24 protein-coding genes are annotated in these 20,226 nt (G+C 59.9%); 19 read left to right on the top strand and 5 right to left on the bottom strand.

Features of this window, described 5'->3' with window-relative positions; genetic code table 11:
- Positions 1-219: 219 nt before the first annotated feature.
- The 9 genes from PG2093B_RS02965 to PG2093B_RS03000 all read left to right on the top strand — a co-directional run bounded on the left by PG2093B_RS02965 (position 220) and on the right by PG2093B_RS03000 (position 8,381).
- Positions 220-843 carry an HdeD family acid-resistance protein gene (locus tag PG2093B_RS02965; RefSeq protein ID WP_129897159.1) on the top strand — a complete coding sequence of 208 codons (624 nt, stop codon included), beginning with the start codon at positions 220-222 and terminating at the stop codon, positions 841-843.
- A 165-nt stretch (positions 844-1,008) separates the two neighbouring features.
- Positions 1,009-1,815, top strand: a complete 807-nt coding sequence (map, locus tag PG2093B_RS02970) for a type I methionyl aminopeptidase (RefSeq protein ID WP_129897161.1) — start codon at positions 1,009-1,011, stop codon at positions 1,813-1,815.
- A gap of 238 nt (positions 1,816-2,053) precedes the next feature.
- Positions 2,054-3,346, top strand: a complete 1,293-nt coding sequence (locus PG2093B_RS02975; RefSeq protein WP_129897163.1) for a citrate synthase — start codon at positions 2,054-2,056, stop codon at positions 3,344-3,346.
- Entirely contained in the window at positions 3,343-3,987 is a 645-nt protein-coding gene (locus PG2093B_RS02980; RefSeq protein WP_129897165.1) for a LuxR C-terminal-related transcriptional regulator, read from the top strand. The genes PG2093B_RS02975 and PG2093B_RS02980 overlap by 4 nt, the downstream gene beginning before the upstream one ends.
- 31 nt (positions 3,988-4,018) lie before the next feature.
- Positions 4,019-5,134 (top strand): hypothetical protein, encoded by a 1,116-nt coding sequence (locus PG2093B_RS02985; protein ID WP_129897167.1) that lies wholly within the window; start codon positions 4,019-4,021, stop codon positions 5,132-5,134.
- A 17-nt stretch (positions 5,135-5,151) separates the two neighbouring features.
- A complete protein-coding gene (locus PG2093B_RS09045) occupies positions 5,152-5,394 on the top strand; it encodes a hypothetical protein (RefSeq protein WP_242502801.1) in 243 nt (80 codons plus the stop codon).
- Positions 5,354-5,605, top strand: a complete 252-nt coding sequence (locus PG2093B_RS09125) for a lactococcin 972 family bacteriocin (protein WP_431520211.1) — start codon at positions 5,354-5,356, stop codon at positions 5,603-5,605. Before PG2093B_RS09045 ends, PG2093B_RS09125 begins: the two co-directional genes overlap by 41 nt.
- A 40-nt stretch (positions 5,606-5,645) precedes the next feature.
- On the top strand, positions 5,646-7,640 hold the full coding sequence (locus PG2093B_RS02995; protein WP_129897171.1) for a hypothetical protein: 1,995 nt from the start codon (positions 5,646-5,648) through the stop codon (positions 7,638-7,640).
- A gap of 84 nt (positions 7,641-7,724) precedes the next feature.
- Positions 7,725-8,381: an ATP-binding cassette domain-containing protein gene (locus PG2093B_RS03000; protein WP_129897173.1), complete on the top strand. Its 657-nt coding sequence runs from the start codon at positions 7,725-7,727 to the stop codon at positions 8,379-8,381.
- A 24-nt stretch (positions 8,382-8,405) separates the two neighbouring features.
- Here PG2093B_RS03000 and rlmH read toward each other — a convergent pair whose 3' ends face one another.
- Together rlmH and dapD are read right to left on the bottom strand one after the other, a co-directional pair.
- Positions 8,406-8,885, bottom strand: a complete 480-nt coding sequence (gene rlmH, locus PG2093B_RS03005; protein WP_129897175.1) for a 23S rRNA (pseudouridine(1915)-N(3))-methyltransferase RlmH — start codon at positions 8,883-8,885, stop codon at positions 8,406-8,408.
- A 109-nt stretch (positions 8,886-8,994) separates the two neighbouring features.
- The gene (gene dapD, locus PG2093B_RS03010) at positions 8,995-9,984 is read right to left on the bottom strand and encodes a 2,3,4,5-tetrahydropyridine-2,6-dicarboxylate N-succinyltransferase (RefSeq protein WP_129897177.1); all 990 of its coding nucleotides are present in this window, start codon (positions 9,982-9,984) and stop codon (positions 8,995-8,997) included.
- A 154-nt stretch (positions 9,985-10,138) separates the two neighbouring features.
- Between dapD and PG2093B_RS09095 the strand changes: the two genes are divergently transcribed.
- The 6 genes from PG2093B_RS09095 (at position 10,139) to smpB (ending at position 15,827) form a co-directional block, all read left to right on the top strand.
- Positions 10,139-10,273, top strand: a complete 135-nt coding sequence (locus PG2093B_RS09095; protein WP_022858536.1) for a hypothetical protein — start codon at positions 10,139-10,141, stop codon at positions 10,271-10,273.
- A 142-nt stretch (positions 10,274-10,415) separates the two neighbouring features.
- Positions 10,416-11,546 (top strand): peptide chain release factor 2, encoded by a 1,131-nt coding sequence (gene prfB / locus PG2093B_RS03015; protein ID WP_022858537.1) that lies wholly within the window; start codon positions 10,416-10,418, stop codon positions 11,544-11,546.
- A gap of 42 nt (positions 11,547-11,588) precedes the next feature.
- On the top strand, positions 11,589-12,806 hold the full coding sequence (ftsE, locus tag PG2093B_RS03020; RefSeq protein WP_129897178.1) for a cell division ATP-binding protein FtsE: 1,218 nt from the start codon (positions 11,589-11,591) through the stop codon (positions 12,804-12,806).
- Positions 12,803-13,726 carry a permease-like cell division protein FtsX gene (ftsX, locus tag PG2093B_RS03025; RefSeq protein WP_129897180.1) on the top strand — a complete coding sequence of 308 codons (924 nt, stop codon included), beginning with the start codon at positions 12,803-12,805 and terminating at the stop codon, positions 13,724-13,726. Before ftsE ends, ftsX begins: the two co-directional genes overlap by 4 nt.
- Positions 13,727-13,958: 232 nt before the next feature.
- Complete coding sequence (locus tag PG2093B_RS03030; RefSeq protein ID WP_242502819.1) at positions 13,959-15,299, top strand: CHAP domain-containing protein; 1,341 nt, start codon at positions 13,959-13,961, stop codon at positions 15,297-15,299.
- A 33-nt stretch (positions 15,300-15,332) separates the two neighbouring features.
- Positions 15,333-15,827, top strand: coding sequence for an SsrA-binding protein SmpB (gene smpB / locus PG2093B_RS03035; RefSeq protein WP_022858541.1), 495 nt, complete (start codon positions 15,333-15,335; stop codon positions 15,825-15,827).
- A 68-nt stretch (positions 15,828-15,895) separates the two neighbouring features.
- Here the strand turns inward: smpB and PG2093B_RS03040 are convergent, their stop codons facing one another.
- Positions 15,896-16,456: a GNAT family N-acetyltransferase gene (locus PG2093B_RS03040; RefSeq protein WP_129897184.1), complete on the bottom strand. Its 561-nt coding sequence runs from the start codon at positions 16,454-16,456 to the stop codon at positions 15,896-15,898.
- Positions 16,457-16,687: 231 nt separating this feature from the next.
- Between PG2093B_RS03040 and PG2093B_RS09100 the strand changes: the two genes are divergently transcribed.
- Together PG2093B_RS09100 and PG2093B_RS03045 are read left to right on the top strand one after the other, a co-directional pair.
- Complete coding sequence (locus tag PG2093B_RS09100) at positions 16,688-16,810, top strand: hypothetical protein (RefSeq protein ID WP_022858543.1); 123 nt, start codon at positions 16,688-16,690, stop codon at positions 16,808-16,810.
- A 156-nt stretch (positions 16,811-16,966) separates the two neighbouring features.
- Positions 16,967-17,683: a DNA alkylation repair protein gene (locus PG2093B_RS03045; RefSeq protein WP_129897186.1), complete on the top strand. Its 717-nt coding sequence runs from the start codon at positions 16,967-16,969 to the stop codon at positions 17,681-17,683.
- Between the two features lie 395 nt (positions 17,684-18,078).
- Here the strand turns inward: PG2093B_RS03045 and PG2093B_RS03050 are convergent, their stop codons facing one another.
- Positions 18,079-18,657 carry a manganese efflux pump MntP gene (locus tag PG2093B_RS03050; protein ID WP_165369689.1) on the bottom strand — a complete coding sequence of 193 codons (579 nt, stop codon included), beginning with the start codon at positions 18,655-18,657 and terminating at the stop codon, positions 18,079-18,081.
- A gap of 203 nt (positions 18,658-18,860) precedes the next feature.
- Here PG2093B_RS03050 and PG2093B_RS03055 point away from each other — a divergent pair, with 203 nt between their 5' ends.
- Positions 18,861-19,211 (top strand): hypothetical protein, encoded by a 351-nt coding sequence (locus PG2093B_RS03055; protein ID WP_129897190.1) that lies wholly within the window; start codon positions 18,861-18,863, stop codon positions 19,209-19,211.
- Here the strand turns inward: PG2093B_RS03055 and PG2093B_RS03060 are convergent.
- Positions 19,202-19,630: a hypothetical protein gene (locus tag PG2093B_RS03060; RefSeq protein WP_242502282.1), complete on the bottom strand. Its 429-nt coding sequence runs from the start codon at positions 19,628-19,630 to the stop codon at positions 19,202-19,204. The two genes, PG2093B_RS03055 and PG2093B_RS03060, sit on opposite strands and share 10 nt — an antisense overlap.
- A gap of 105 nt (positions 19,631-19,735) precedes the next feature.
- Between PG2093B_RS03060 and PG2093B_RS03065 the strand changes: the two genes are divergently transcribed.
- Entirely contained in the window at positions 19,736-20,149 is a 414-nt protein-coding gene (locus tag PG2093B_RS03065) for a (deoxy)nucleoside triphosphate pyrophosphohydrolase (RefSeq protein ID WP_039171469.1), read from the top strand.
- The last annotated feature ends 77 nt before the right edge of the window (positions 20,150-20,226 follow it).

A 20,226-nucleotide genomic window follows, 5' to 3' on the forward strand; every position in this document is an offset into this window, starting at 1 on the left:
TCAAGGGTGGGAGGGCATAGCTCCGCGGAATTGTCAAAGAGGGTACGCTGACCGTAAAAAATGCGGAAAAGGGGCAGTCTGCCGCAGAAATAAGCGAGACTTGAAGAAGGTTCGGCTGGTCGTTGGAACATGCGGACAGCCGGGAATCCTCACCAAGCGTGCATCCCAGTTGCGGCCGGCGTTGTGCGCACAACAGAAAAGGAAGGAAGGGAACATATCATGTCCACTCCATACCAAGACCCAAACAACAGCTTGTGGGACAGTCCGTTCAAGCTTGTCCAGGAGGCGCTGCCCACCGGCGCCAAGAACGCCGTGCGCATCGCCTACGCCATCATCGGCATCGCAGCGCTCGCGCTGGGCATCTGCCTGTTGGTGTGGCCGGGCGCCACACTCAAGGTGGCCTGCATTGTGCTCGGCATCTACTTCCTGGTCTCCGGCATTGTGCGCATTGTGAGCTCGATCGTTGAGGTCGGCCTGCCGGGTGGCTGGCGTGTGCTTGGCATCCTCATCGGCCTCATCCTCGTGGTGGGCGGCGTCGTCGTGCTCAAGAACGTCACCATCTCCACGGCCATGCTCGCGGTCATGTTCACCCTCATCGTGGGCATCGGCTGGATCATGGAAGGCGTGATGTCGCTCGTGGAATCCTGGCAGGTCCAGGGCTCCGGCTGGGCGATCGCCTACGGCATCATTTCGATCATCGCCGGCTTCGTGCTGCTGTGCATGCCGATCGCATCCACGGTGTGGCTCATCATCTTCGGTGGCTGCGCCATGATCGTCATGGGCATCTTCGCGATCATCCGCGCGTTCACGTTCGGCCGTGCGTCGAAGAACGCCGCCAACTGATTGACGCGCAGACGCGTTCCGTATTGCACAGGCCCGCTGGCTCAACCGCCGGCGGGCCTTTGCTATGCACGCGCTGCGCGCCCGGTTGTAAGGCGCGGGGGATAGGCTGAAAGCGGTTGTGCACATAGGCATACACAAGTCATAAGTACAAAGGTGGCACATTTCATGATTGAACTGAAAACCAACACCGAGATCGAGGAGATGAAACCGGCAGGCCGATTCGTGGGTGGCATTCTGCGCGACCTGCAGGAGTTCACCAAGGTGGGCACCAACCTGCTGGAAATCGACGAATTCGTACACCAGCGCATCGTGGACCGTCCGGGCGCGGAATCCTGCTACGTGGACTACGCGCCGGACTTCGGCACCGGCCCCTTCGCCCACTACATCTGCACGTCGGTGAACGACGCCGTGCTGCATGGCGTGCCGTACGACTACAACCTCAAAGACGGCGACCTGGTGAGCCTCGACCTGGCGATCAACGTGGACGGCTGGGTCGCCGACTCCGCCGTGAGCTTCGTGGTGGGCAAAGACAAGGACCCGGAAGACCTGCGCCTCATCAAGAGCACCCAGGAAGCACTCGCCGCCGGTATCGCCGCCGCACAGCCAGGCAACCGCCTCGGTGACATCTCGCATGCCATCGGCGACGTGGCGCGTGCCTATGGCTATCCGATCAACCTCGAGTTCGGCGGCCATGGCGTTGGCCGCATCATGCATGGCGACCCGCACGTGCCGAACGACGGCCGTGCACATCACGGCTACAAGCTGCGCCCGGGCCTGGTGATCGCCATCGAGCCGTGGTTCCTCAAGACGACCGACGAAATCTATCAGGACCCGAAGGACGGCTGGACGCTGCGTAGCGAGGACGGCTCCCGCGGCGCCCACAGCGAGCATACGATCGCAATCACCGAAAGCGGACCGATTGTGCTCACACAGCGCGAAGACGATCCGATTTCGGCTGATTTCCAGGGCTGAACCTATCCAGACCGTGCGGTCGTTGCACACAGATGTGTGAACTGGCCGCACGGTCGCGGCGTCCGCGTCCCCGCGATGGGGAAGACTCTGAGGCGCACGCGCTTTTGAGACACGGGAACGCCTCGAAACGCGAATACCCTATAGTGGTCGGCAGTGCCCGGAGCCGGATGGCGTGCGGACCGTACCCGGTCCCGCCACGGAACCGGGCGGAAGGAAGCATGAGCATACAGGAGGCGGCATGGGTGTAGCGCAGTTGCATGTGGAATCCAATCAGTTCGAATTGCCGGTCGTACAGGCGAGCGCGGGCCCTGACGGTATCGTCATGTCGTCGTTGCGCAACGACAATTGGGTTTCGCTGGACCCCGGATTCCTGACGACCGCGCAGTGCGAGTCGAAGATCACCTACATCGATGGTGAGCATTCAATCCTGCGGTACCGCGGTTATCCGATTGAACAGCTGTGCGAGCGTTCCGACTTCCTTGAGGTCTCATGGCTGCTGCGCAACGGCGAGCTGCCGACGCAAGCGCAGTACGAGAAGTTCGTTGACGACATCAACCACCATACGATGGTCGGCGAGGACTTCCGCACTTTCATGGCCTCGTTCCCGCGTGAGGCGCAGCCGATGAGCGTCATGGCCTCCGCCATCAACGCGCTCGCCACCTTCAACCCCGACACGACCGACATCACCGATCCGGATCAACTTGACGAAGCGGCCACGATCATCATGGCGAAAGCGCGCACGGTTGTCAGCTACATCCTGCGTCGCCGGCGTGACGAGCCGATGCTCTACCCGGATTACGCGCGCGGCTATGTCGATGATTTCATCCGCATGTGCTTCGCTGTGCCGTATGAGCAGTTCGAATCCGACCCGTTGTACGTGCATGCGCTCGGCCGTCTGCTCATCATCCATGCTGACCATGAGCAGAACTGTTCGACGTCCGTCGTGCGCATTGCCGGCTCTGCGCACGCGAACCTGTATTCTGCCGTGGCCGCCGGCATCAACGCGCTGTCTGGCCCGCTGCACGGCGGTGCGAACGAAGCAGCCCTGCGTCAACTCATGGCGATTCGTGATTCCGGCATGAGTGTGCGCGAATTCGTCGACCGCGCCAAGCGCAACGGCGACCGCATCTCCGGGCTGGGGCACCGCGTCTACAAGTCCTACGACCCGCGCGCGGCAATCGCGAAGCACTATCTGGGCAAGATCATGGAGCGGACGGACACGCTCAAACTGCTGCCGGGGGACGAGGAGCTGTTCGATGTGGCGCTGGAGCTTGAGGACATCGCGCTGCACGACGACTATTTCATCTCGCGCCACCTGTACCCGAATGTCGACTTCTACACCGGCCTGATCTACCGAGCGATCGGTTTCGGCCCCTCGATGTTCACGCCGCTGTTCGCGCTTGGCCGCATACCTGGCTGGATCGCCCAGTACCGCGAGATGCTCGCCGACCCGATGACGAAGATCGGCCGCCCGCGCCAGGTGTACACCGGCGAAGTGCTGCGTGACTATGTGCCGATGGACGAAAGATGAGCAAACATGCCGGGGAAGCGGTGCGCGTCGGTATTCTCGACAATGACGCATGCGCCCTCGAATTCATCACCGGTCTCGTGCAACGGCACTATGCGCGATTATCGATGCAGGTGACCATACGTGCGAGCATGTTTCCCACCGAGATGCTGCGAGCATGCACATATACGGAATCTGTTCCCAACGTGCTGCTGCTTGACATGTCGTTGAACGGAGTCGGTGGGCTGGATATCGCGCAACAGTTGCGTGTACGTGCACCACACATGCGCATCATCGGCATGACCGCGTATGATGTGGAACTCTACCGTCGGGATCCAGACAGCGCGGTACTCGACGAACTGCTTGACAAAAGCACGCTGCGCGCGACGTTGCCGGCACTGTTGCCTCGCATTATTCCCTCCATCTCCGAAGATGCACTCACTCAGACTGACTGCTGTGCACAGACCGAACGGGAGCGCCGATTCGCCGCGCTCTCGCACAAAGAACTTGAAGTCGTCATGATGAGCGCAAACCGCGTTGGTAACCGACAGATCGCACGCAGACTCGGTATCGAGGAGGCGACGGTATTCTCATACCGCCGTAATATCAAGCGTAAACTCAATTGCGAAGATTGGTACGATGTGCTTGATCTGTACCGTTCATAAACAGATGAGTACAGGGGGCGATATGGGGGATATGAACGATGTGCCGGATGTGATGAGACGGTACGTTCGACTGACGGTCATACTTATCTGCATCTGCGTGATTGGTTACGAACTTGTACTCACCAACTATGGATACCATGCCGGAGTCTGTGTGTTCCTGTCGCTGTGCATTGCGGCATGCGGCACGGTGATGGTGCTCGCTCCCGTCATCGGCTCTGCAATAACACTGGCTGTGTTCGTGCTCGCCTCGATTATGCAGGCGCCATTGCCATTGCCTCTCGTGGGGCTGCTGATGGTCGCATGCATGATGGTCACGTATTGGCAGGTGGCCATCGGAATCTTTGCGACCACCGCGATGTGTGTTGTGGGAGTGTGCAATATACAGACTGTTTCGTTTGGTATGCCGGATGTCAAGCGAGCCTATGTGTATGCGGCTGCGGCGTTGATCGCCATTGGCGCAGGTTTGGCATTGCGCGTCTGGAGGCGCCAGCATGAATTGCTCGAGCATGCGCGCGAAGCGGCGTCTCGGCGACGGGTGGCGCGCACATTGCATGATCGGGTGGCCAACGACATCAACGACATCATCATGATGGTCGAACACCAGTTGGAATCCCAAGAGGAGAGCATGAGCGATGCCCGTTTGGAGCTGCTGAACAGTAGGGCGCGTCATGCACTGGCGGGCGTACGCCGGGCGATTGTCGAGCTTGAGGCGAGCGAAGCAGATATGAATCTGGTTGCAGACGCCCCCCGTGAACGGGGGCAAGCCGAACACGATCTGTGCGTGCAGGCGACCCGGTACCATGAAGGACTTCTTGATTCGGGATTTCAGGGAGAACTGCTGATTCTGAATAAGAATGCGCTGCGGAATGTGCGGTCGCAACTTGCCGACGATCTGTTGCGGGAATTGTTTGGGAATATCACAAGATATGCCGATAAGCATCATGACTACTGCGTGATTCTGTCGTGCACGCAGACCCATCTGGGGGTGGGCGTCACCGACGTCATTCGCGACCCCGAGACCTGTGAGCATGGATTGGGCACTGGTCTGCGTGCTCTGCACAACCGTGTGGAGGAGCGTGGCGGGACTCTTGATGTCGAGTTGGACGGCGCATATTGGAATTGCCAAGTCAGTGTTCCGCTGACGTGAGTTCCGGTATATCGGCCATGTTTTGCAGGTTTCTGCAAAACCGCGAAAATAAGCCAGATTCTTTTTATGGTGGATTTGTCAATGAAAACACCCACGAAAGGTGGCACCATGAAGAGGAAGATCACGGCAGTCTTGTTGTCAGCGGCATGGGGATTGACGGCCTGCGGCATGCCATTGGCCGCTTCGGCAGCAGAAATCTCAACGGCACCCCAGCAGAGGATGTCCGGGAATTCGGATTCGGGAGTCATGCCGCTGGCTGAGGCGTTTCCTGTGGAAGGCGGCACTTGGCAGTATGGGAGGAACCTCGTCAAGGCCTGGTCCAACTACTATCATCCGACAAAGCCGCATGCATCCACCGTGACATCTGGGAATAAGCGGTCTGTCTCTGCCAATACACGTGCAGGGTATTGGTCGTATGCGACGTTGAATGGTTTCTATTCAAGCGCGAATTACTACTACCGGGTTCTGTAGCTCACCGAAGAGCATCGGCTGATTTTACGGAGGATGACGCATGCGAGGTACACGCCGTGTAATACAGGCAATTATCGCCGTTATGGTGGCAGTGATGGGGTGGATGGCTGCATCTCAGATTGTTGAAGATGAAACCATGTACCCTGCGGATACACGCTATCAGACATGGGCTGATTTTGCCGATGTGCATGTGCCGAAGAGCCAGCTGATGCGTGAAATGGCAGAGATCGGCAATCGCAGTGGTGCGCGTATCGTGCTACTTCGTGCTGGTTCCGATTCTCATACGATCGACCTTGTCGCCATAGCGCATGGGGAACCGGCGGGCGATGCTATTGATTGGTATTCCAGCTCACGCAAGGGTGTATGGCTTCCAGCCGATACACTCTTGGAGACTTCGCTCACCGGCTCCTACGCGTTCTCGAGCAGTGCGGCTGCCGACGATTTCTCACGATGGCTTGCCGGACACGGAGGCAGAACCGGCATGATACAGCGATTGCCGTTCGGTGTGTCTGTGGATTACATGCTGCATAACTCCGGTACATCATATGCGGTTGCTGCGTTGATTGTGCTGCTCATCGCAATCGTATGGGCATACTCATGCCAGCAATATCGTTCACGCGCGGTTCGCATCATGTCGGGTGTGCTGCCGCGTCAGGTGATCTTGCAGGATTTCTGCACGCAGTTGTGGCATATGATTTCCGCTGCATTGGTATCTGGATGCGTAGTGGTGCTCGTGGTGTGTTGCATTCATGGTTGGCGTGATACCGGAAGATTCCTGACGGTATTCGCACAGTACGCACTGATTTTTGTACTGATTGCAATGTTCGCGATTATGATGGCGTTGCTGGTACTGCGTCCGCGTGTGCGCATCATAGCTGAACGAAGCATGCCTTTTTCTCGCATGCATGGAGGCAATGTGGTGTTGTGCTCCGTGACGGCCATATTGACCATGCTGTCGCTCGCGGTCGGAATTGGTGCCATTGCGCAGCATCGGGCGACAATGCGTGATCTGCATTTGTGGCAGCCCTTGGGGGGTGTGGTGTCGGCAGACCTAAGCCTCTTCGCCGATGAGGACTATTGGCAGGCGCATCAGGATCAGTTACGGGAGGCCTTTGTGCAGCTTGAAGACAAGCATGACCTGGCGCTTTCGGAATCCGTGGCACTGTTCTTTACTCCGTCGCAAGGCGATATGCCGACGACTGAGCAGATACGTCAGGCTGTTGCGCCTTACGACGATGTGGTGGTATGCAATTCGACGTTCCTGACAATGTTTCAGGTACCCAATGATGAGCTCTCTCGGGTGTCGATCAGCGAGTTGACGCCACAACTGCGGGACAACGTCATCGAGTACAGCAAACTTTGGACGGTCGATGGTGGTGCATCGATGGGAGAGCGTCTCTACCGTTGGACAGGCGACAGTGCATTCCCGTCCCTGACCTACGGACAGGCAACTGGTGCCATGAGGCAATCACGCAATCCCCTTATCATCCTCATCGATGAACCGGCGCGGACCCTGAGCCTCAGTGGTTTCCTCCTGCCGGCGCTATCCAATGGCAATCTCGTATTCACCAGCGCCGATTCATTGAGAAACACATTGCAGCAATATGGTGTGGAAGAACTGATCTCATCTACAAGCACCATCGCCAATGCGGTGTATACCCGCACGGTTTGGCTGCAAACCACCATTGTCGGATGTGCGACAGCGGTTGTCATCTGCATAATCGCCATGCTGTCATTGCTGTGGTTCTCAGCGCAGACGTGGAGTGTGGAGCATTCGCATTTGATCTTCGTGCGGCACACGGCAGGCCAGCGCTTCAGTAGAATCGCCTTGCATCGGGTGATGATGGTCGCGGCTGCATTGGTGCTCATTATGCCGTTGGTCATGGCTATATTGCCCCAGCTATCGGTTGTGGAACTTGCTGATAATACGTCCATGTGGCTATCCGTGTATGTGCTAACAGCCATAGGCTTCAATGCGATTCTGACCGTGCTCGCGACACGACGGCGATACTTCGCCATGGCGCATCGGGAATAGGCACACACACATGAATTCGTGGAAATATCGGTAACAACAACCTTGGAACAGGAAACGGCAACATAAGGTAGTCAGGAGGCTTGCATGAGCGGCATAACTGTTTCATCACTCGGGTATTCGATTCGTGGACATCAGATACTCCATAATGTGAATTTGGCATGCCATTCGGGTACTGTAACCGCACTCAGGGGCCGGTCGGGATGTGGGAAAACCACGTTGTTGGATCTGCTCGGTATGCTGCTGATTCCCACCACTGGTTCCATTGGTGTGAACGGCATGGCTACGGAACATTGGAAGGACGGGCAGCGTTGCCGATTCTGGCACGACCATGCAGCGTTCGTCTTCCAGGATTATGGCATGATTCCCCATGAAAACGTGCTGTATAACATCACCTTGAATAGACGCGAGGCAAGACACGCCGCGAAGCATCTTCCAAGGAAAATGGCCGCTATTCTCTCATATCTCAGGTTAGAAGACAGATATCTTGAGCCGATAGACGCATTGTCTGGCGGCGAGCGCCAGCGGGTGAGCGTGGCCCGTGCGTTATGGAAAGATGCTGATTACGTGTTCGCTGACGAACCGACGGCATCCTTGGACGCAGAGAACAAGCGGATTGTGACGAATCTGCTGTTCGATCTGGCAGCCAAGGGGGTATGCGTGGTGATTGCCACTCACGATGATGACCTTGTTGCGAAGTCCCACCAGTCGATTGACGTCGAGCGCTTCTCGCCGACCCGATGATGGGGATTCGGCTCCCGCGTCGTTCTATTTGTGGTACGGCTCGTGCGCGTTGATCTTGAAACCGCGGTAGACCTGCTCAAGCAGGATCACGCGCATGAGCTGGTGCGGGAACGTCATCTTCGAGAAGCTCAGCAGCATGTTGGCGCGTGTGAGCACGCGCGGGTCAAGGCCGAGTGAGCCGCCGATCACGAATTGCACATGGCTCACGCCATGTAGGCCCCATTGCGCGATGTGCGCCGCGAGCTGTTCGCTCGTCAGTTGCTTGCCTTCGATGGCCAGCGCGACCACGGTGGCGTTGTCGCGCAGGTGCTTGAGGATGCGGTCGCCCTCTTTCGCCTTGATCTGTTCGTTCACCGCGTCCGAGGCGTGTTCCGGCGTCTTTTCGTCGGCCACTTCGATGACGCTTATTTTGGCGAAGCGGGACAGCCGCTTGCTGTATTCGGCGATGGCGTCTTTGAGATAACGTTCCTTGATCTTGCCCACGCAGACGATGTCGATGTTCATAGGGGAGCCTTCCACGGAAAAGGCACGCTACTAAGCGAGATAGGTTTTGCATAATGGCGGAATTTCAACCTTTCGTAAAACCTATCTCGCTTAGCAGGGTGCCCTATCCTCAGTTCTTGTGCAACGCGTCGTTGAGCTCGATGCCGCTCTTGCGCGGGCGGGCCTGGATTGCGCCCGTGAGCGAGTTGCGGATGAACAGGATGTTGTTCTTGCCGCTCAGGTCGGCGCCCTTGACCACGTCGAGGTCCACGCCGGCCGCGGCCTTCTCCTTGTCGAACACCTCGATCTTGGTGCCCGCGGTCACATAGAGGCCGGCCTCCACCACGCAGTTGTCACCGAGCGAGATGCCGATGCCGGCGTTGGCGCCCAGCAGCGAATGCTCTCCGATCGAGTTGCGCAGCTTGCCGCCGCCCGAAAGGGTGCCCATGATCGAGGCGCCGCCACCGACGTCGGAGCCGTCGCCGACGACCACGCCTTGCGACACGCGGCCTTCGATCATACACGTGCCCAGTGTGCCGGCGTTGAAGTTCACAAAGCCGGCGTGCATCACCGTGGTGCCTTCGCTCAGATAGGCGCCCAGGCGCACGCGGTCGCCATCGCCGATGCGTACGCCGCTGGGCACCACGTAGTCGAGCATGCGCGGGAACTTGTCGATTGAGAGCACGTTCACGTCGGCGCGCATGCCCGGCATGCCGGATTCCGCGCCCGCCGCCATCACGTCGAGGCGGCGCTGCGTGAAGTCCTCCACGGCGAACGGGCCGTAATTGGTCCACACCACGTTGTTGAGCTTGGCGAAGATGCCGTCGAGGTTGAGGGTGTTGGGCTTGGCCAGGCGCATGCTCATCAGGTGCAGGCGCAGATAGGCGTCGGCCGTGCTCTCGATCGGCTCGTCCAGATTGGATTCGGTGAACACCGGCAGGCGGCGCACGCCGCGCAGGTCCGGGCCCTCGTGCACGAGCGCGCCGAACCCGTGGTTCGGGCGGTCGGCTTCGGCGGGTGCCTCACCCAGTTGCGCCTTCGGGTACCATACATCCAGTGTGTTGCCGGCGGCGTCGATGCTCGCCAGACCCCAGCCCCACGCCTTGCGCTGTTCGGCCATAGTGTCTCCTTTATGCTCAGCAGTGCCGCGGCCATTCCGCGCACTCCCACGGCCCCACGATACAACGCGGCCCGCGCAACCACGCCGCACGGTCTTACCGCCGCGAGCATAGAACCCTTGGCTCGGGTAGCGGATGCAGTATACTCAGTGAGCTGTGAGCGCCAATAAGAACTTTCAAGACCAGCACCGTGAGGGGCACAGCCATGATGCCACGCGCATCGTGGCCATTGTTGTTGCCGTCGCGCTGATGCTGAGCTTCGCCGCGCCGTTCGTATTCGCCGGTCTTTGACCACGCGGGCCACTGTGACGCGTTGCGCGCCAGTCGCCACATTCACCGTCGATCCGCGCCCCGCCGGGGCCGCGACACAGGCCGCAAACGGCCATACCACAGCTGAACAACACGAACGAATCATCATAGAAGCGAGAACATCATGGCAGAATTCGATTACACCCAGGCCATCGCCGACGCGCGCGCGAAGTATGAATCCATCGCGCTCGCGCTCGACATCGACCGCATGAAGCAGCAGGAACAGGACCTTGAGGTGGAGGCGAGCGCCCCCGGCCTGTGGGACGACCCGGAGAACGCGCAGAAGATCACGTCCAAGCTCTCCGCCGTGCAGTCGCAGCTCAAGCGCCTTGCGAGCGCGCAGCAGCGCATCGAGGACGTGGAGACGCTCGTGGAGCTCGGCCAGGAGGAAAACGACGCCGACACGCTCAGCGAGGCGCAGAACGAGGTCGAGGGCATCCAGAAGGACCTCGACGACATGGAGATCCAGACGCTGATGGACGGCGAATACGACGAACGCTCCGCCGTTGTGACGATCCGTTCGGGCGCTGGCGGTGTGGACGCCGCGGACTTCGCGCAGATGCTGCTGCGCATGTACCTGCGTTGGGCCGAGCGCAACGGCTACAAGGCGAAGGTGATGGACACGTCGTACGCCGAGGAGGCAGGCATCAAATCCGCCACGTTCCAGGTGGATGCGCCGTACGCGTACGGCCGTCTTTCGGTGGAGGGCGGCACGCACCGCCTGGTGCGCATCTCGCCGTTCGACAACCAGGGGCGCCGCCAGACGAGCTTCGCCGCGGTGGAAGTGGTGCCGCTCGTGGAGGCAACCGACCACATCGATGTGCCGGAAAGCGAGATCCGCGTCGATACCTACTGCGCTTCGGGCCCCGGCGGCCAGGGCGTGAACACCACGTATTCCGCGGTGCGCATCACGCACATCCCCACGGGCATTGTGGTGACGATGCAGGATGAGCGTTCGCAGATCCAGAACCGCGCCGCCGCGATGGCCGTGCTGCAGTCGCGACTGCTGGTGCTGCGCCACGAGGAGGAAGCGAAGAAGAAGAAGGAGCTCGCCGGCGACATCAAGGCCAGCTGGGGCGACCAGATGCGCTCGTACGTGCTGCATCCGTACCAGATGGTCAAGGACCTGCGCACCGGCTATGAGACTTCGCAGACCCAAGCCGTGTTCGATGGCGACATTGACGAGTTCATTCAGGAAGGCATCCGTTGGCGCCACGAACAGCGCCGCGAGGCCGCTGAGGAAGCCGACGAGTAACATTGGCATAAGAGCCTCGGACCACCCGCGAATGGAGATGTCATGGCGTTGATTTCGTTAGACCACGTAGACAAGATCTACCCCAATTCCACACGGCCTGCGCTCAAAGACATAGACCTGCACATTGACCGCGGCGATTTTGTGTTCCTCGTGGGCGCGTCCGGATCGGGCAAGACGTCGCTGCTGCGCCTGCTGCTGCGCGAGGAGGAGGCGACCGCTGGCGAGATCCGCGTGGCCGGCTACGACCTGCGGCGTCTGCCCAACCGGCAGGTGCCGCAGTACCGGCGCTCGATCGGCATGATCTTCCAGGACTACAAGCTGCTGCCCAACAAAACGGTGTGGGAGAACGTGGCGTTCGCGCTTGAGGTGATCGGCACGCCGCGCTCCGCCATCAAGTCGCTGGTGCCGAAGGTCCTCAAGACCGTGGGCCTCACCGGCAAGGAGCACAACAAGCCGCAGGAGCTTTCCGGTGGCGAGCAGCAGCGCGTCACCATCGCACGTGCCTACGTGAACCATCCGCAGATCCTGCTGGCCGACGAGCCCACCGGCAACTTGGATCCGACGACCTCGCTCGGCATCATGGAGGTGCTCGACGCGATCAACCGCACCGGCACCACGATTGTGATGGCCACGCACAACGAGGAGATCGTCAACTCGATGCGCAAACGCGTGGTGGAACTCCATAACGGAGACATCGTGCGCGACCAGGCGCAGGGCGTGTACGATTCCGCCGAATACTTCCCGGACTCGCAGGTGGAGGCCAAGGCGCAGCAGGCGCGCGCCGAAGCGCATATCGCCCCCGCCGAGTCCATCACTGTGCTCAGCGAAGCCAAGGACCGCAAGGAACGGCTCGCCAACGCGCAGTCGGTCGTGGACACCGTGAACCAGCTGCTGGCCAGCGATGTGAGCGACGCCGGCATTGAACGGCTCGCCAAGAACGTGCACACCGGCAGGACCGGCCGCTACGGCGAGGCGTTCACCCCGGTCGAAGAGACCCTCACGTGGGGCAGTGGCCTCACACTGGAGGAGCTGGCCCAGCAGGAAGGCGACCAGAAGAAGGCGGAAGGAAAGCCCCCGGAGGCCACCGAAGCCACCGAGGTGTCTGTGGTCGCAACGGCTTCCGAGATCGCTCCAGCCACACCGCCGGTGCCGCCGACCCCACCGCAGCCGAAGCACAAGGTCGCCCATGCGGCCCCGCCGGCACCGCCCCAACCGCCGAGGACCAACCACACGCCTGACCCTCAGGAGACGCAGCAATGAGATTCCGGTTCATACTCACCGAAACATGGACAAGCCTGCGGCGCAATGTGCCGATGCTGCTTTCGGTCATGCTCGTCACGTTCATCTCGTTCCTGTTCATCGGCGCCTCGCTGCTCACGCAGGCGCAGATCACCAAGGCGAAGGGCGATTGGTACGACAAAGTGGAAGTGGTGGTGTGGCTGTGCCCCGACGGCACGAGCCAATCCGCCAACTGCGCCACGGGCAAGGCCGCGACCACGCAGCAGATCAACGACCTGCAGAAAGTGATCCAGGACGAGCTCGGCGACGACGTCTCCGAAACGCGCTTCCTGAGCCGTGAGGACTTCTACAAGGATTCGTTCACCAAGCAGTACCCGAAGGGCGAATACCAAGGGCGTACACTCACCGCGGCCGACATGCAGGATTCGCTGTGGCTGCGGCTCAAGAACCCCGAGAAATACAAGGTGGTCTCCGAAGTGCTGTCCGGGCGTGACGGCGTGGAGGAGGTCGTGGACCAACGCCAGATCTTCGAGCCGGTGTTCGCCGTGCTCAACCGCGCGACCGCCGCCACGGCCATTCTGGCCGGCGTGATGGTCATCGTGGCGATCCTGCTCACCAGCACCACCATCCGCATGTCGGCGGCCTCACGCAGCGAGGAAACCGAGATCATGCGCCTTGTGGGTGCGTCGAACTGGACGATCCGCCTGCCGTTCGTATTGGAAGGCGTGGTGGCCGCGCTCGCCGGCTCGATCCTGTCGTGCGTGTCGCTCGGCGTGCTCGTCAAGGTGTTCATCACCGATTGGCTCGCCAAATCGGTCACATGGATTCCATACATCAACCAGGCCACTGTCTGGATGATCACGCCGGTGCTCATTGTGGGCGCCGTGCTGCTGTCGGTGATCGCCTCGTCGGTCGCGCTGCGCCGTTATCTTAAGGCGTAACGTGCACGGCGCGCCTCGCTGTACTGCAGCCGGCGCGCCGCGTATTTTGGAGATTGTGTAAAAGCCTCGGCACGGCTGGCGCAAACCCGGGTGTTGCGCGATGGTGGGTGTTAGGGTGTTGACTATTGCAAACGAAAGGGTATGGATGCTTCACGGTACCAAGAAAGCCTCTGTGATCACCTCTGCTCTCTTGAGCATCACGTGCGCGGCGTCGCTCGCCGTGGCGCCGCTCATGCCGGTGCAGGTCGCACACGCGGACACATACAGCGACCTCGTCAACGCGCAGAACTCGCAGCAGGCGAGCGCACAGCGCGAAAGCGAGCTGCGTTCCCAGCTCGCAGGTGTGAGCAGTGACTTGGCTGACACGATTGTACAGCTCGACGATCTGACGAACAACAAGATCCCGGCCGCACAGCAGAAGGTGTCGCAGGCCAACGCCGCCGCCGCGGCCGCCAAGAGCGAGGCGGACAACGCCGCTGAGCGCCTCAAGGCCGCGCAGAAAGACAAGTCGGACCTCGAGGCGAAGATCAAGCAGACCGGCGAGGACTACGACGACGCCCATGCCGCGGTGGCGCAGATGGCGCGCGAATCGATGCACGGTTCCGACACGTCCGATGTGATGAGCGTGATGACCGGGGCGACCGACACGAAGGAATTCATCCAGTCGATGCAGTCGCGTGACGCGCTGTCGCGCAACGAGGCGAACGCCGCATCCGACGCCGCCGATGACCTGAGCACTTCGATGAACCGTGGCGAGCGTCTCAAGGCGATCGAGCAGAAGATCGCCAAGCTCAAAGCCGACGCCGACACCAAGTCCGCGGCCGCCCAGAGCGCCGCCGAGTCCGCACAGCAGGAGCGCGACGCGCTCAACAAGCTGCGCACCGACGGCGAAAACCAGCGCACTGCGTTGGAAGGCCGCAAGAGCGAACTGTCCGACGCCGCGGCACAGGAAGCCGCCCAGCAGGTGATCCTGCAATCCCAGCTTGATTCGCTCAACGAGCAGTGGGCCGCCGAGCAGGAGGCCGCCGCCCAGCAGGTGCAGCAGGTGACCCCACAGGGCACCACGCGCCCTGCCGGAACGACCACCACGACGCCGGCGCAGCCATCCACGCCATCGCAACCCGCACAGCCGGTGACACCGTCGCAACCGGCGCAGCCGTCCACGCCATCGCAGCCTTCGCGCCCCGTCACGCCTTCCGGCGGCTCATCAGGCGGTCAAGGCACGTCGAACGGCGACTACGGCAACGCTTACGCAGCCGGCCAGTGCACATGGTGGGCGTATGAGCGCCGCAAGCAGATGGGCATCGGCACGCCGTCGTACTTGGGCAATGGTGGTGATTGGTGGCGCAACGCGCCGTCGTACGGCCTGCGTACGGACCACACGCCGCAGGTGGGTGCCGCGCTTTCGTTCCTACCCGGTCAGGAAGGCGCATCCTCCCCGTGGGGCCATGTGGCTGTTGTGGAGAGCGTGGGCAGCAATTCCATCACGATTTCCGAATCGAATGTGGCCGGTCTCTATACCATCACGTACCGTACACTGTATAACCCAGGGAGGTTCTGGTACGTGCACTAAAGGCTCGGTGCACGATTGTGTGAGGAGTAGACAGTGGCGAAGCAGAACAAACAAGACGACAGTATCCAACTGATCGCGCAGAACAAGCGCGCGCGGCACGACTATGCCATCGAAGACACGTATGAGGCAGGTCTGGTCTTGACCGGCACCGAGGTCAAATCGTTGCGCGAAGGCCGCGCCTCGCTCGCCGAGTCGTTCATCGCGATCGACAAGCGTGGCGAGATCTGGCTCGAGGGCGCCAACATCCCTGAATACCTCAACGGCACGTGGAACAACCATGCGCCCAAGCGCAAGCGCAAGCTGCTGCTGCACGCCCACCAGATCGAGAAGCTCGCGCGCCAGACGCAGGCGAAGGGGTACACGATTGTGCCGTTGAGCCTGTATTTCAAGGACGGGCGTGTCAAGGCGCAGATCGCACTGGCCCGAGGCAAGAAGGAATTCGACAAGCGCCAAGCGCTGCGTGAGGAGCAGGACAAGCGCGAAGCCCAGCGCGTCATGCGCTACAAGAACATGCACGCGCGCGGCTGAGCCGACTATCTGATTATGCAAAACCCCGTCCAATTCGGCGGGGTTTTGCATAAGGTGTTGGCGGGCGCCTACTTGGCGTTGAGCTGCTCCCACTGTGCGCGTGTCATCCTGTTCTCGTGGCCTGTGCGCACCTCATGCAGCAGCGGCACCGGTACATTCGGCGTGACGCTCACCGGCTCGAAGCCGAGCTTCTGCTGTACGCGCGCCGACTTGGTATTGCCTTCGTAATAGGCGCACCAGACGGTGGCGAGGCCCAGGTCCTCGAACGCATGGCGCAGCAGTTCATGCGCCGCTTCGGGGATGTATCCATGGCCCCAGAACGGTTCGCCGATCCAGAACCCGAGTTCCGCCTGCGTTGTGTCGTCTTCGGGGAACAGCGTCGAGCCGCCCGCGAGTGTGAGCGCAATCGCACCAATGGCGGTGTCGGAATCGCTGGCGAGCGCGATGGCATAATCCTCCGGCCCGTTGAACACGTTGCGGATCACACCAAGGCTGTCTTCGACGTCTTTGTGCGGCGGCCACCCCGCCGGCGGCCCGATGTTCGGATTCTTCGCGTACTCGTACAGCGCTTCGGCGTCTGATTCGCGCCAAGGCCGCAACACAAGCCGTTCGGTCTGCAATGTGGTCATGATTGCCCCTTCGCATGGTGTTCTATGGTCGGTTTTCCCAATCGTACCGACAGGTCGTGCCGTCACCATCTGACTCTCATCCCTGCGTATCATCCTCAAGGTTGAGGGTGGCTTCGTGCAGGGTGCAGATTCATTCTCCAGCCCGATGTGACGCACTGTTCCAAGCCCGTATCTTGTAATCATCAAGCAATACGGACAGCGCGCCAAGCGCACGGATGAAAGGACAGGACAATGGGCTTCCTCAACATGATCTTCGGCTTCGACCACACGACCACCGGCATTCCGGCCACGTCGATGAATTCGGCGGCGACCGTCTCCATCATGACCGAACTGGCCGAGCGCCAGGCGAAGTGAGCTACACGCAAACCACAACCAACCACACAACGATACAGCCGCCATGCCCACCGCAATACTCAACGATGAGCCTGTGGGCATGGTCCGGCTGATTGGCGACGGGCATGTTCAAGATGGTGCGTGCATAGTACGCGTGCTGAGGGATACACTCCTCCCATGGAATATGCATCTAACGCCGCGATCCGCGCCCGGCTGCAGTCGCTTGCCGACCCGGCGTACAAGGCATTCAATGCGAAACTCATCCCGAACGTCGACCCAAGCACGATGATCGGCATTCGTGTTCCCGTGTTGCGTGCAGTCGCGAAAGATCTGCGCCGCGGCGACGGGGCGGCAGTGGAGTGTTTCTTCGCAGACCTTCCCCACAAATACTTCGAAGAGAATATGCTGCACGCGATCCTGCTTGGCGACGTATGCGGGTCGGTGGGGGAGGCACTTGAAGAGTTGGCACGATTCCTGCCGTATGCGGACAATTGGGCCGTGACCGACACCATCCGCATCCGCGTATTGCGCCGTGCGGGCGCAGATGCGGATGCGCGGTTGATGCTCAACCAGCTGGAACGCTGGATGCAAACTGACGCCACCTATACCGTGCGGTATGCCGTGGTCGAGTTGATGACCGATTTCCTCGACGCCCGTTTCGAGGAGAGACATCTGCGCCTTGTCGGCGGTATATCTTCCAGTGAGTATTACGTGAACATGGCCCGGGCTTGGTATTTCGCGACGGCGCTCGCCAAGCAGTGGGAGAGTGCGTTGCCGGTGCTGCAGAAGCGCATCCTTGACCCGTGGACCCACAACAAAACCATCCAGAAGGCCTGTGAATCCTACCGGGTCACTCCGGAACACAAGGCGCTGCTGCGTTCGTTGCGTGTGTAATGGCGGAAAAGGGCACATTCAAGGCAGTGCCGCCATTCATCTGCGCTGGGGAGGAGCATTTTCTTGGCAGTGTCACGGTATAAGCCTTGAAAACACACCGATCTACAGGCGTGATACTTGCCCCTGCCCAAGAAATTGCTCCTCCCCAGCACAGATACAGTTGTCCACCTAGAAAACGCATTGACAAGAAGGCGCCACAAACCCATCACGAGACCGGTAAACACCAGCGTGGCTGAACATCGAGGTCGTTTATGTTCAGAATCAGGTGCCGTTCTGAACATACGTTCCTTCCAAGTTCAACCAGCGACCCTATTTTGATGACGTTCGAAGTCACGTACTTATTAGTGTTTTGCTCAATTGGTATTGAAAGAGTGGGGCACACTTAACAAGAACGGTCAGAACACCTTGTAGTACTGCAGCAGTTCGTAGAGGCCGAGCAGAATCAGGATCGCGCCACCAAACGTGCCGCCCTTGGCGCCGACCTTATGCCCGAGCTTGTGCCCAATGAACATCGCGGGAACAGTGATGGCCAACGACACAAGCGCCGCGGAAAGCGAAGCCCACCAGATATCCAGCCTATGGCCGAGGGCGAGCGAAACGCCCACCGCGAGCGCATCCAGGCTCATCGTCAGCGAAAGAACCGACATGGATTTGACGTCCATCTTCGAGAGCAGATCCTGCTGCTTGGCGTCGTCACCGCTCTTGCTGAACGCCTCGCGCACCATGTTGGCGCCGATGAGCATGAGCAACCCGTCGGCAATCCATTCGGTGACGGCGCTCGATCCCTTGGAAAACAGGCTTGCGCCATAGAATCCAATGATGAGCATGACGCCTTGGAACACGGCGAAATACAGTCCGGTGATCCACGGGTCCACACGCCGCATGTATTTGACCTGCACGCCTTTGATGGTGCCCACTGCGAGTTCATCGAGCGAGACACTGACGCCGATGAGCAGGTATTTCACGAATTCCACGGTCGCCTCCAAGCTGGTATCGCTTACATACGTCAGCCTAGTGATTTCACGGTGTTGGGTGGCAATGTGCGCTCGCCGCGTATCGGCAGGTTGTGAGCAGAGCGGTTCCATGCACCAAGACGCCTAGTGAACACAGAGGCGTTCCCCATTAGAGTGTGAGAGGCGGAGCCGTCCATTCCGCCGAAGAGAGATGAGGAGCCCTGATGACGCAGAGCATGGAAACCCAGACGATGCTGCCTGCACAACACGAGGATGTCGAAGACAAGTGCAAGGCCTGTCCGGCCAGGACATGGGCTGAGCAGCACAAGACGCTGCTCATCGTGTGCTTCGGCGTGCTGGGAGTGCTTCTGCTGCTGATGCTCGGCAACCGCAAGACCGTGCTGAACATTGCGAACCAGCCATCGCAGGCAGGTGGCAACACGGCGAAAGTGATGGTCATCGACAACCATGGATTCTCGATGTTCCAGTGGATCACCATTGGCAACGGTTCGAACAACCACCCGACGAACAGCGGCAATACGTCGCTTACGCGCGGTACCGCCACTCAGGACTGACTTGCAAACAGGCCCGCAACCCGTTGCGCAAGGGCTTCCGGCGTCATAAGCGCATACAGGTCGCCGGAGAGCTCGTCGTTGATCGACGGCGCAAGCGCATCCGTCAGCGCCCGACCATTCCCATTGAATCGCTGGAACAGCGCGCGGTAGAGCGGTGAGTCATGTCGTATGCGCGTGACTGCGTATGCGCCGTCTTCGAGTACCCATGCCACTTCGGTGTGTTCGTCGTCGTCCAATTTGTCTTTGTGTGGGTACAGTTGGCGTTCCATGAGTTCATACAGCACGTCAAGCAGTTCGATGTGCTCGGTGCCCGCGCCTTCATCAAGCGTGCGCGCGATGATCTGTGGGTCGATTTGCTCGATTGATTGCATGTAATCAGCGGGTAGATGCGGTCCTTGCGCGCGTGTGAACGATGCCATGCCCCACATCGTAGGGGAGGAGCCTGGCATCTGTGGTGCAGATCGTGTCGGCGAGGATGTGCGTTGTATCCTGGATCCAACTATTGCCTGCGAATAAGGGGAACTATGACCGGTGGACCTGAAGAACCAAAACTGATCCGTGTCGTCGGCGCTGCGATTGTCAAGGATGGCAAAGTGCTGTGCGCGCAACGCGGGTCGGGAAAGACGCTGTCAGGATATTGGGAGTTTCCCGGTGGCAAGATCGAAGAGGGGGAGACGCCGCAGCAGGCTCTTCAACGGGAGATCGAAGAGGAGCTCCTTTGCGAAATCAACGTTGATAAGGAAGTATGTACGAGCGATTATCTCTATGATTTCGGGCATGTGGAGCTCACCACATTCCTATGCCATCTCATTGAGGGCTCGCCCAAGCTGACGGAACATGCACGCATGGTTTGGGTAGAGCCTGCGGATATGCCGCAATTGAACTGGGCGCCAGTGGATCACGATGCTGTCGAACACATTTCGAAAATGACGATCTGACCGATCAACAAACCATACAATCAGAGTTCATATGCGGAGGGGATTATGAATAGTTGGGCGTCTGAGGTGATTGCCGA

Origin of the sequence: Bifidobacterium pseudolongum subsp. globosum, from assembly GCF_004155535.1 — a bacterium.
GTDB lineage: Bacteria > Actinomycetota > Actinomycetes > Actinomycetales > Bifidobacteriaceae > Bifidobacterium > Bifidobacterium pseudolongum_C.

Excerpts from the sequence above, each read along its gene's own strand:
- PG2093B_RS02965 (WP_129897159.1), top strand. The coding sequence starts at position 220 with ATGTCCACTCCATACCAAGACCCAAACAACAGCTTGTGGGACAGTCCG.
- map (WP_129897161.1), top strand. The coding sequence starts at position 1,009 with ATGATTGAACTGAAAACCAACACCGAGATCGAGGAGATGAAACCGGCA.
- PG2093B_RS02975 (WP_129897163.1), top strand. The coding sequence starts at position 2,054 with ATGGGTGTAGCGCAGTTGCATGTGGAATCCAATCAGTTCGAATTGCCG.
- PG2093B_RS02980 (WP_129897165.1), top strand. The coding sequence starts at position 3,343 with ATGAGCAAACATGCCGGGGAAGCGGTGCGCGTCGGTATTCTCGACAAT.
- PG2093B_RS02985 (WP_129897167.1), top strand. The coding sequence starts at position 4,019 with ATGAACGATGTGCCGGATGTGATGAGACGGTACGTTCGACTGACGGTC.
- PG2093B_RS09045 (WP_242502801.1), top strand. The coding sequence starts at position 5,152 with ATGTTTTGCAGGTTTCTGCAAAACCGCGAAAATAAGCCAGATTCTTTT.
- PG2093B_RS09125 (WP_431520211.1), top strand. The coding sequence starts at position 5,354 with ATGTCCGGGAATTCGGATTCGGGAGTCATGCCGCTGGCTGAGGCGTTT.
- PG2093B_RS02995 (WP_129897171.1), top strand. The coding sequence starts at position 5,646 with ATGCGAGGTACACGCCGTGTAATACAGGCAATTATCGCCGTTATGGTG.
- PG2093B_RS03000 (WP_129897173.1), top strand. The coding sequence starts at position 7,725 with ATGAGCGGCATAACTGTTTCATCACTCGGGTATTCGATTCGTGGACAT.
- rlmH (WP_129897175.1), bottom strand. The coding sequence starts at position 8,885 with ATGAACATCGACATCGTCTGCGTGGGCAAGATCAAGGAACGTTATCTC.
- dapD (WP_129897177.1), bottom strand. The coding sequence starts at position 9,984 with ATGGCCGAACAGCGCAAGGCGTGGGGCTGGGGTCTGGCGAGCATCGAC.
- prfB (WP_022858537.1), top strand. The coding sequence starts at position 10,416 with ATGGCAGAATTCGATTACACCCAGGCCATCGCCGACGCGCGCGCGAAG.
- ftsE (WP_129897178.1), top strand. The coding sequence starts at position 11,589 with ATGGCGTTGATTTCGTTAGACCACGTAGACAAGATCTACCCCAATTCC.
- ftsX (WP_129897180.1), top strand. The coding sequence starts at position 12,803 with ATGAGATTCCGGTTCATACTCACCGAAACATGGACAAGCCTGCGGCGC.
- PG2093B_RS03030 (WP_242502819.1), top strand. The coding sequence starts at position 13,959 with ATGCCGGTGCAGGTCGCACACGCGGACACATACAGCGACCTCGTCAAC.
- PG2093B_RS03040 (WP_129897184.1), bottom strand. The coding sequence starts at position 16,456 with ATGACCACATTGCAGACCGAACGGCTTGTGTTGCGGCCTTGGCGCGAA.
- PG2093B_RS09100 (WP_022858543.1), top strand. The coding sequence starts at position 16,688 with ATGGGCTTCCTCAACATGATCTTCGGCTTCGACCACACGACCACCGGC.
- PG2093B_RS03045 (WP_129897186.1), top strand. The coding sequence starts at position 16,967 with ATGGAATATGCATCTAACGCCGCGATCCGCGCCCGGCTGCAGTCGCTT.
- PG2093B_RS03055 (WP_129897190.1), top strand. The coding sequence starts at position 18,861 with ATGACGCAGAGCATGGAAACCCAGACGATGCTGCCTGCACAACACGAG.
- PG2093B_RS03060 (WP_242502282.1), bottom strand. The coding sequence starts at position 19,630 with ATGGCATCGTTCACACGCGCGCAAGGACCGCATCTACCCGCTGATTAC.
- PG2093B_RS03065 (WP_039171469.1), top strand. The coding sequence starts at position 19,736 with ATGACCGGTGGACCTGAAGAACCAAAACTGATCCGTGTCGTCGGCGCT.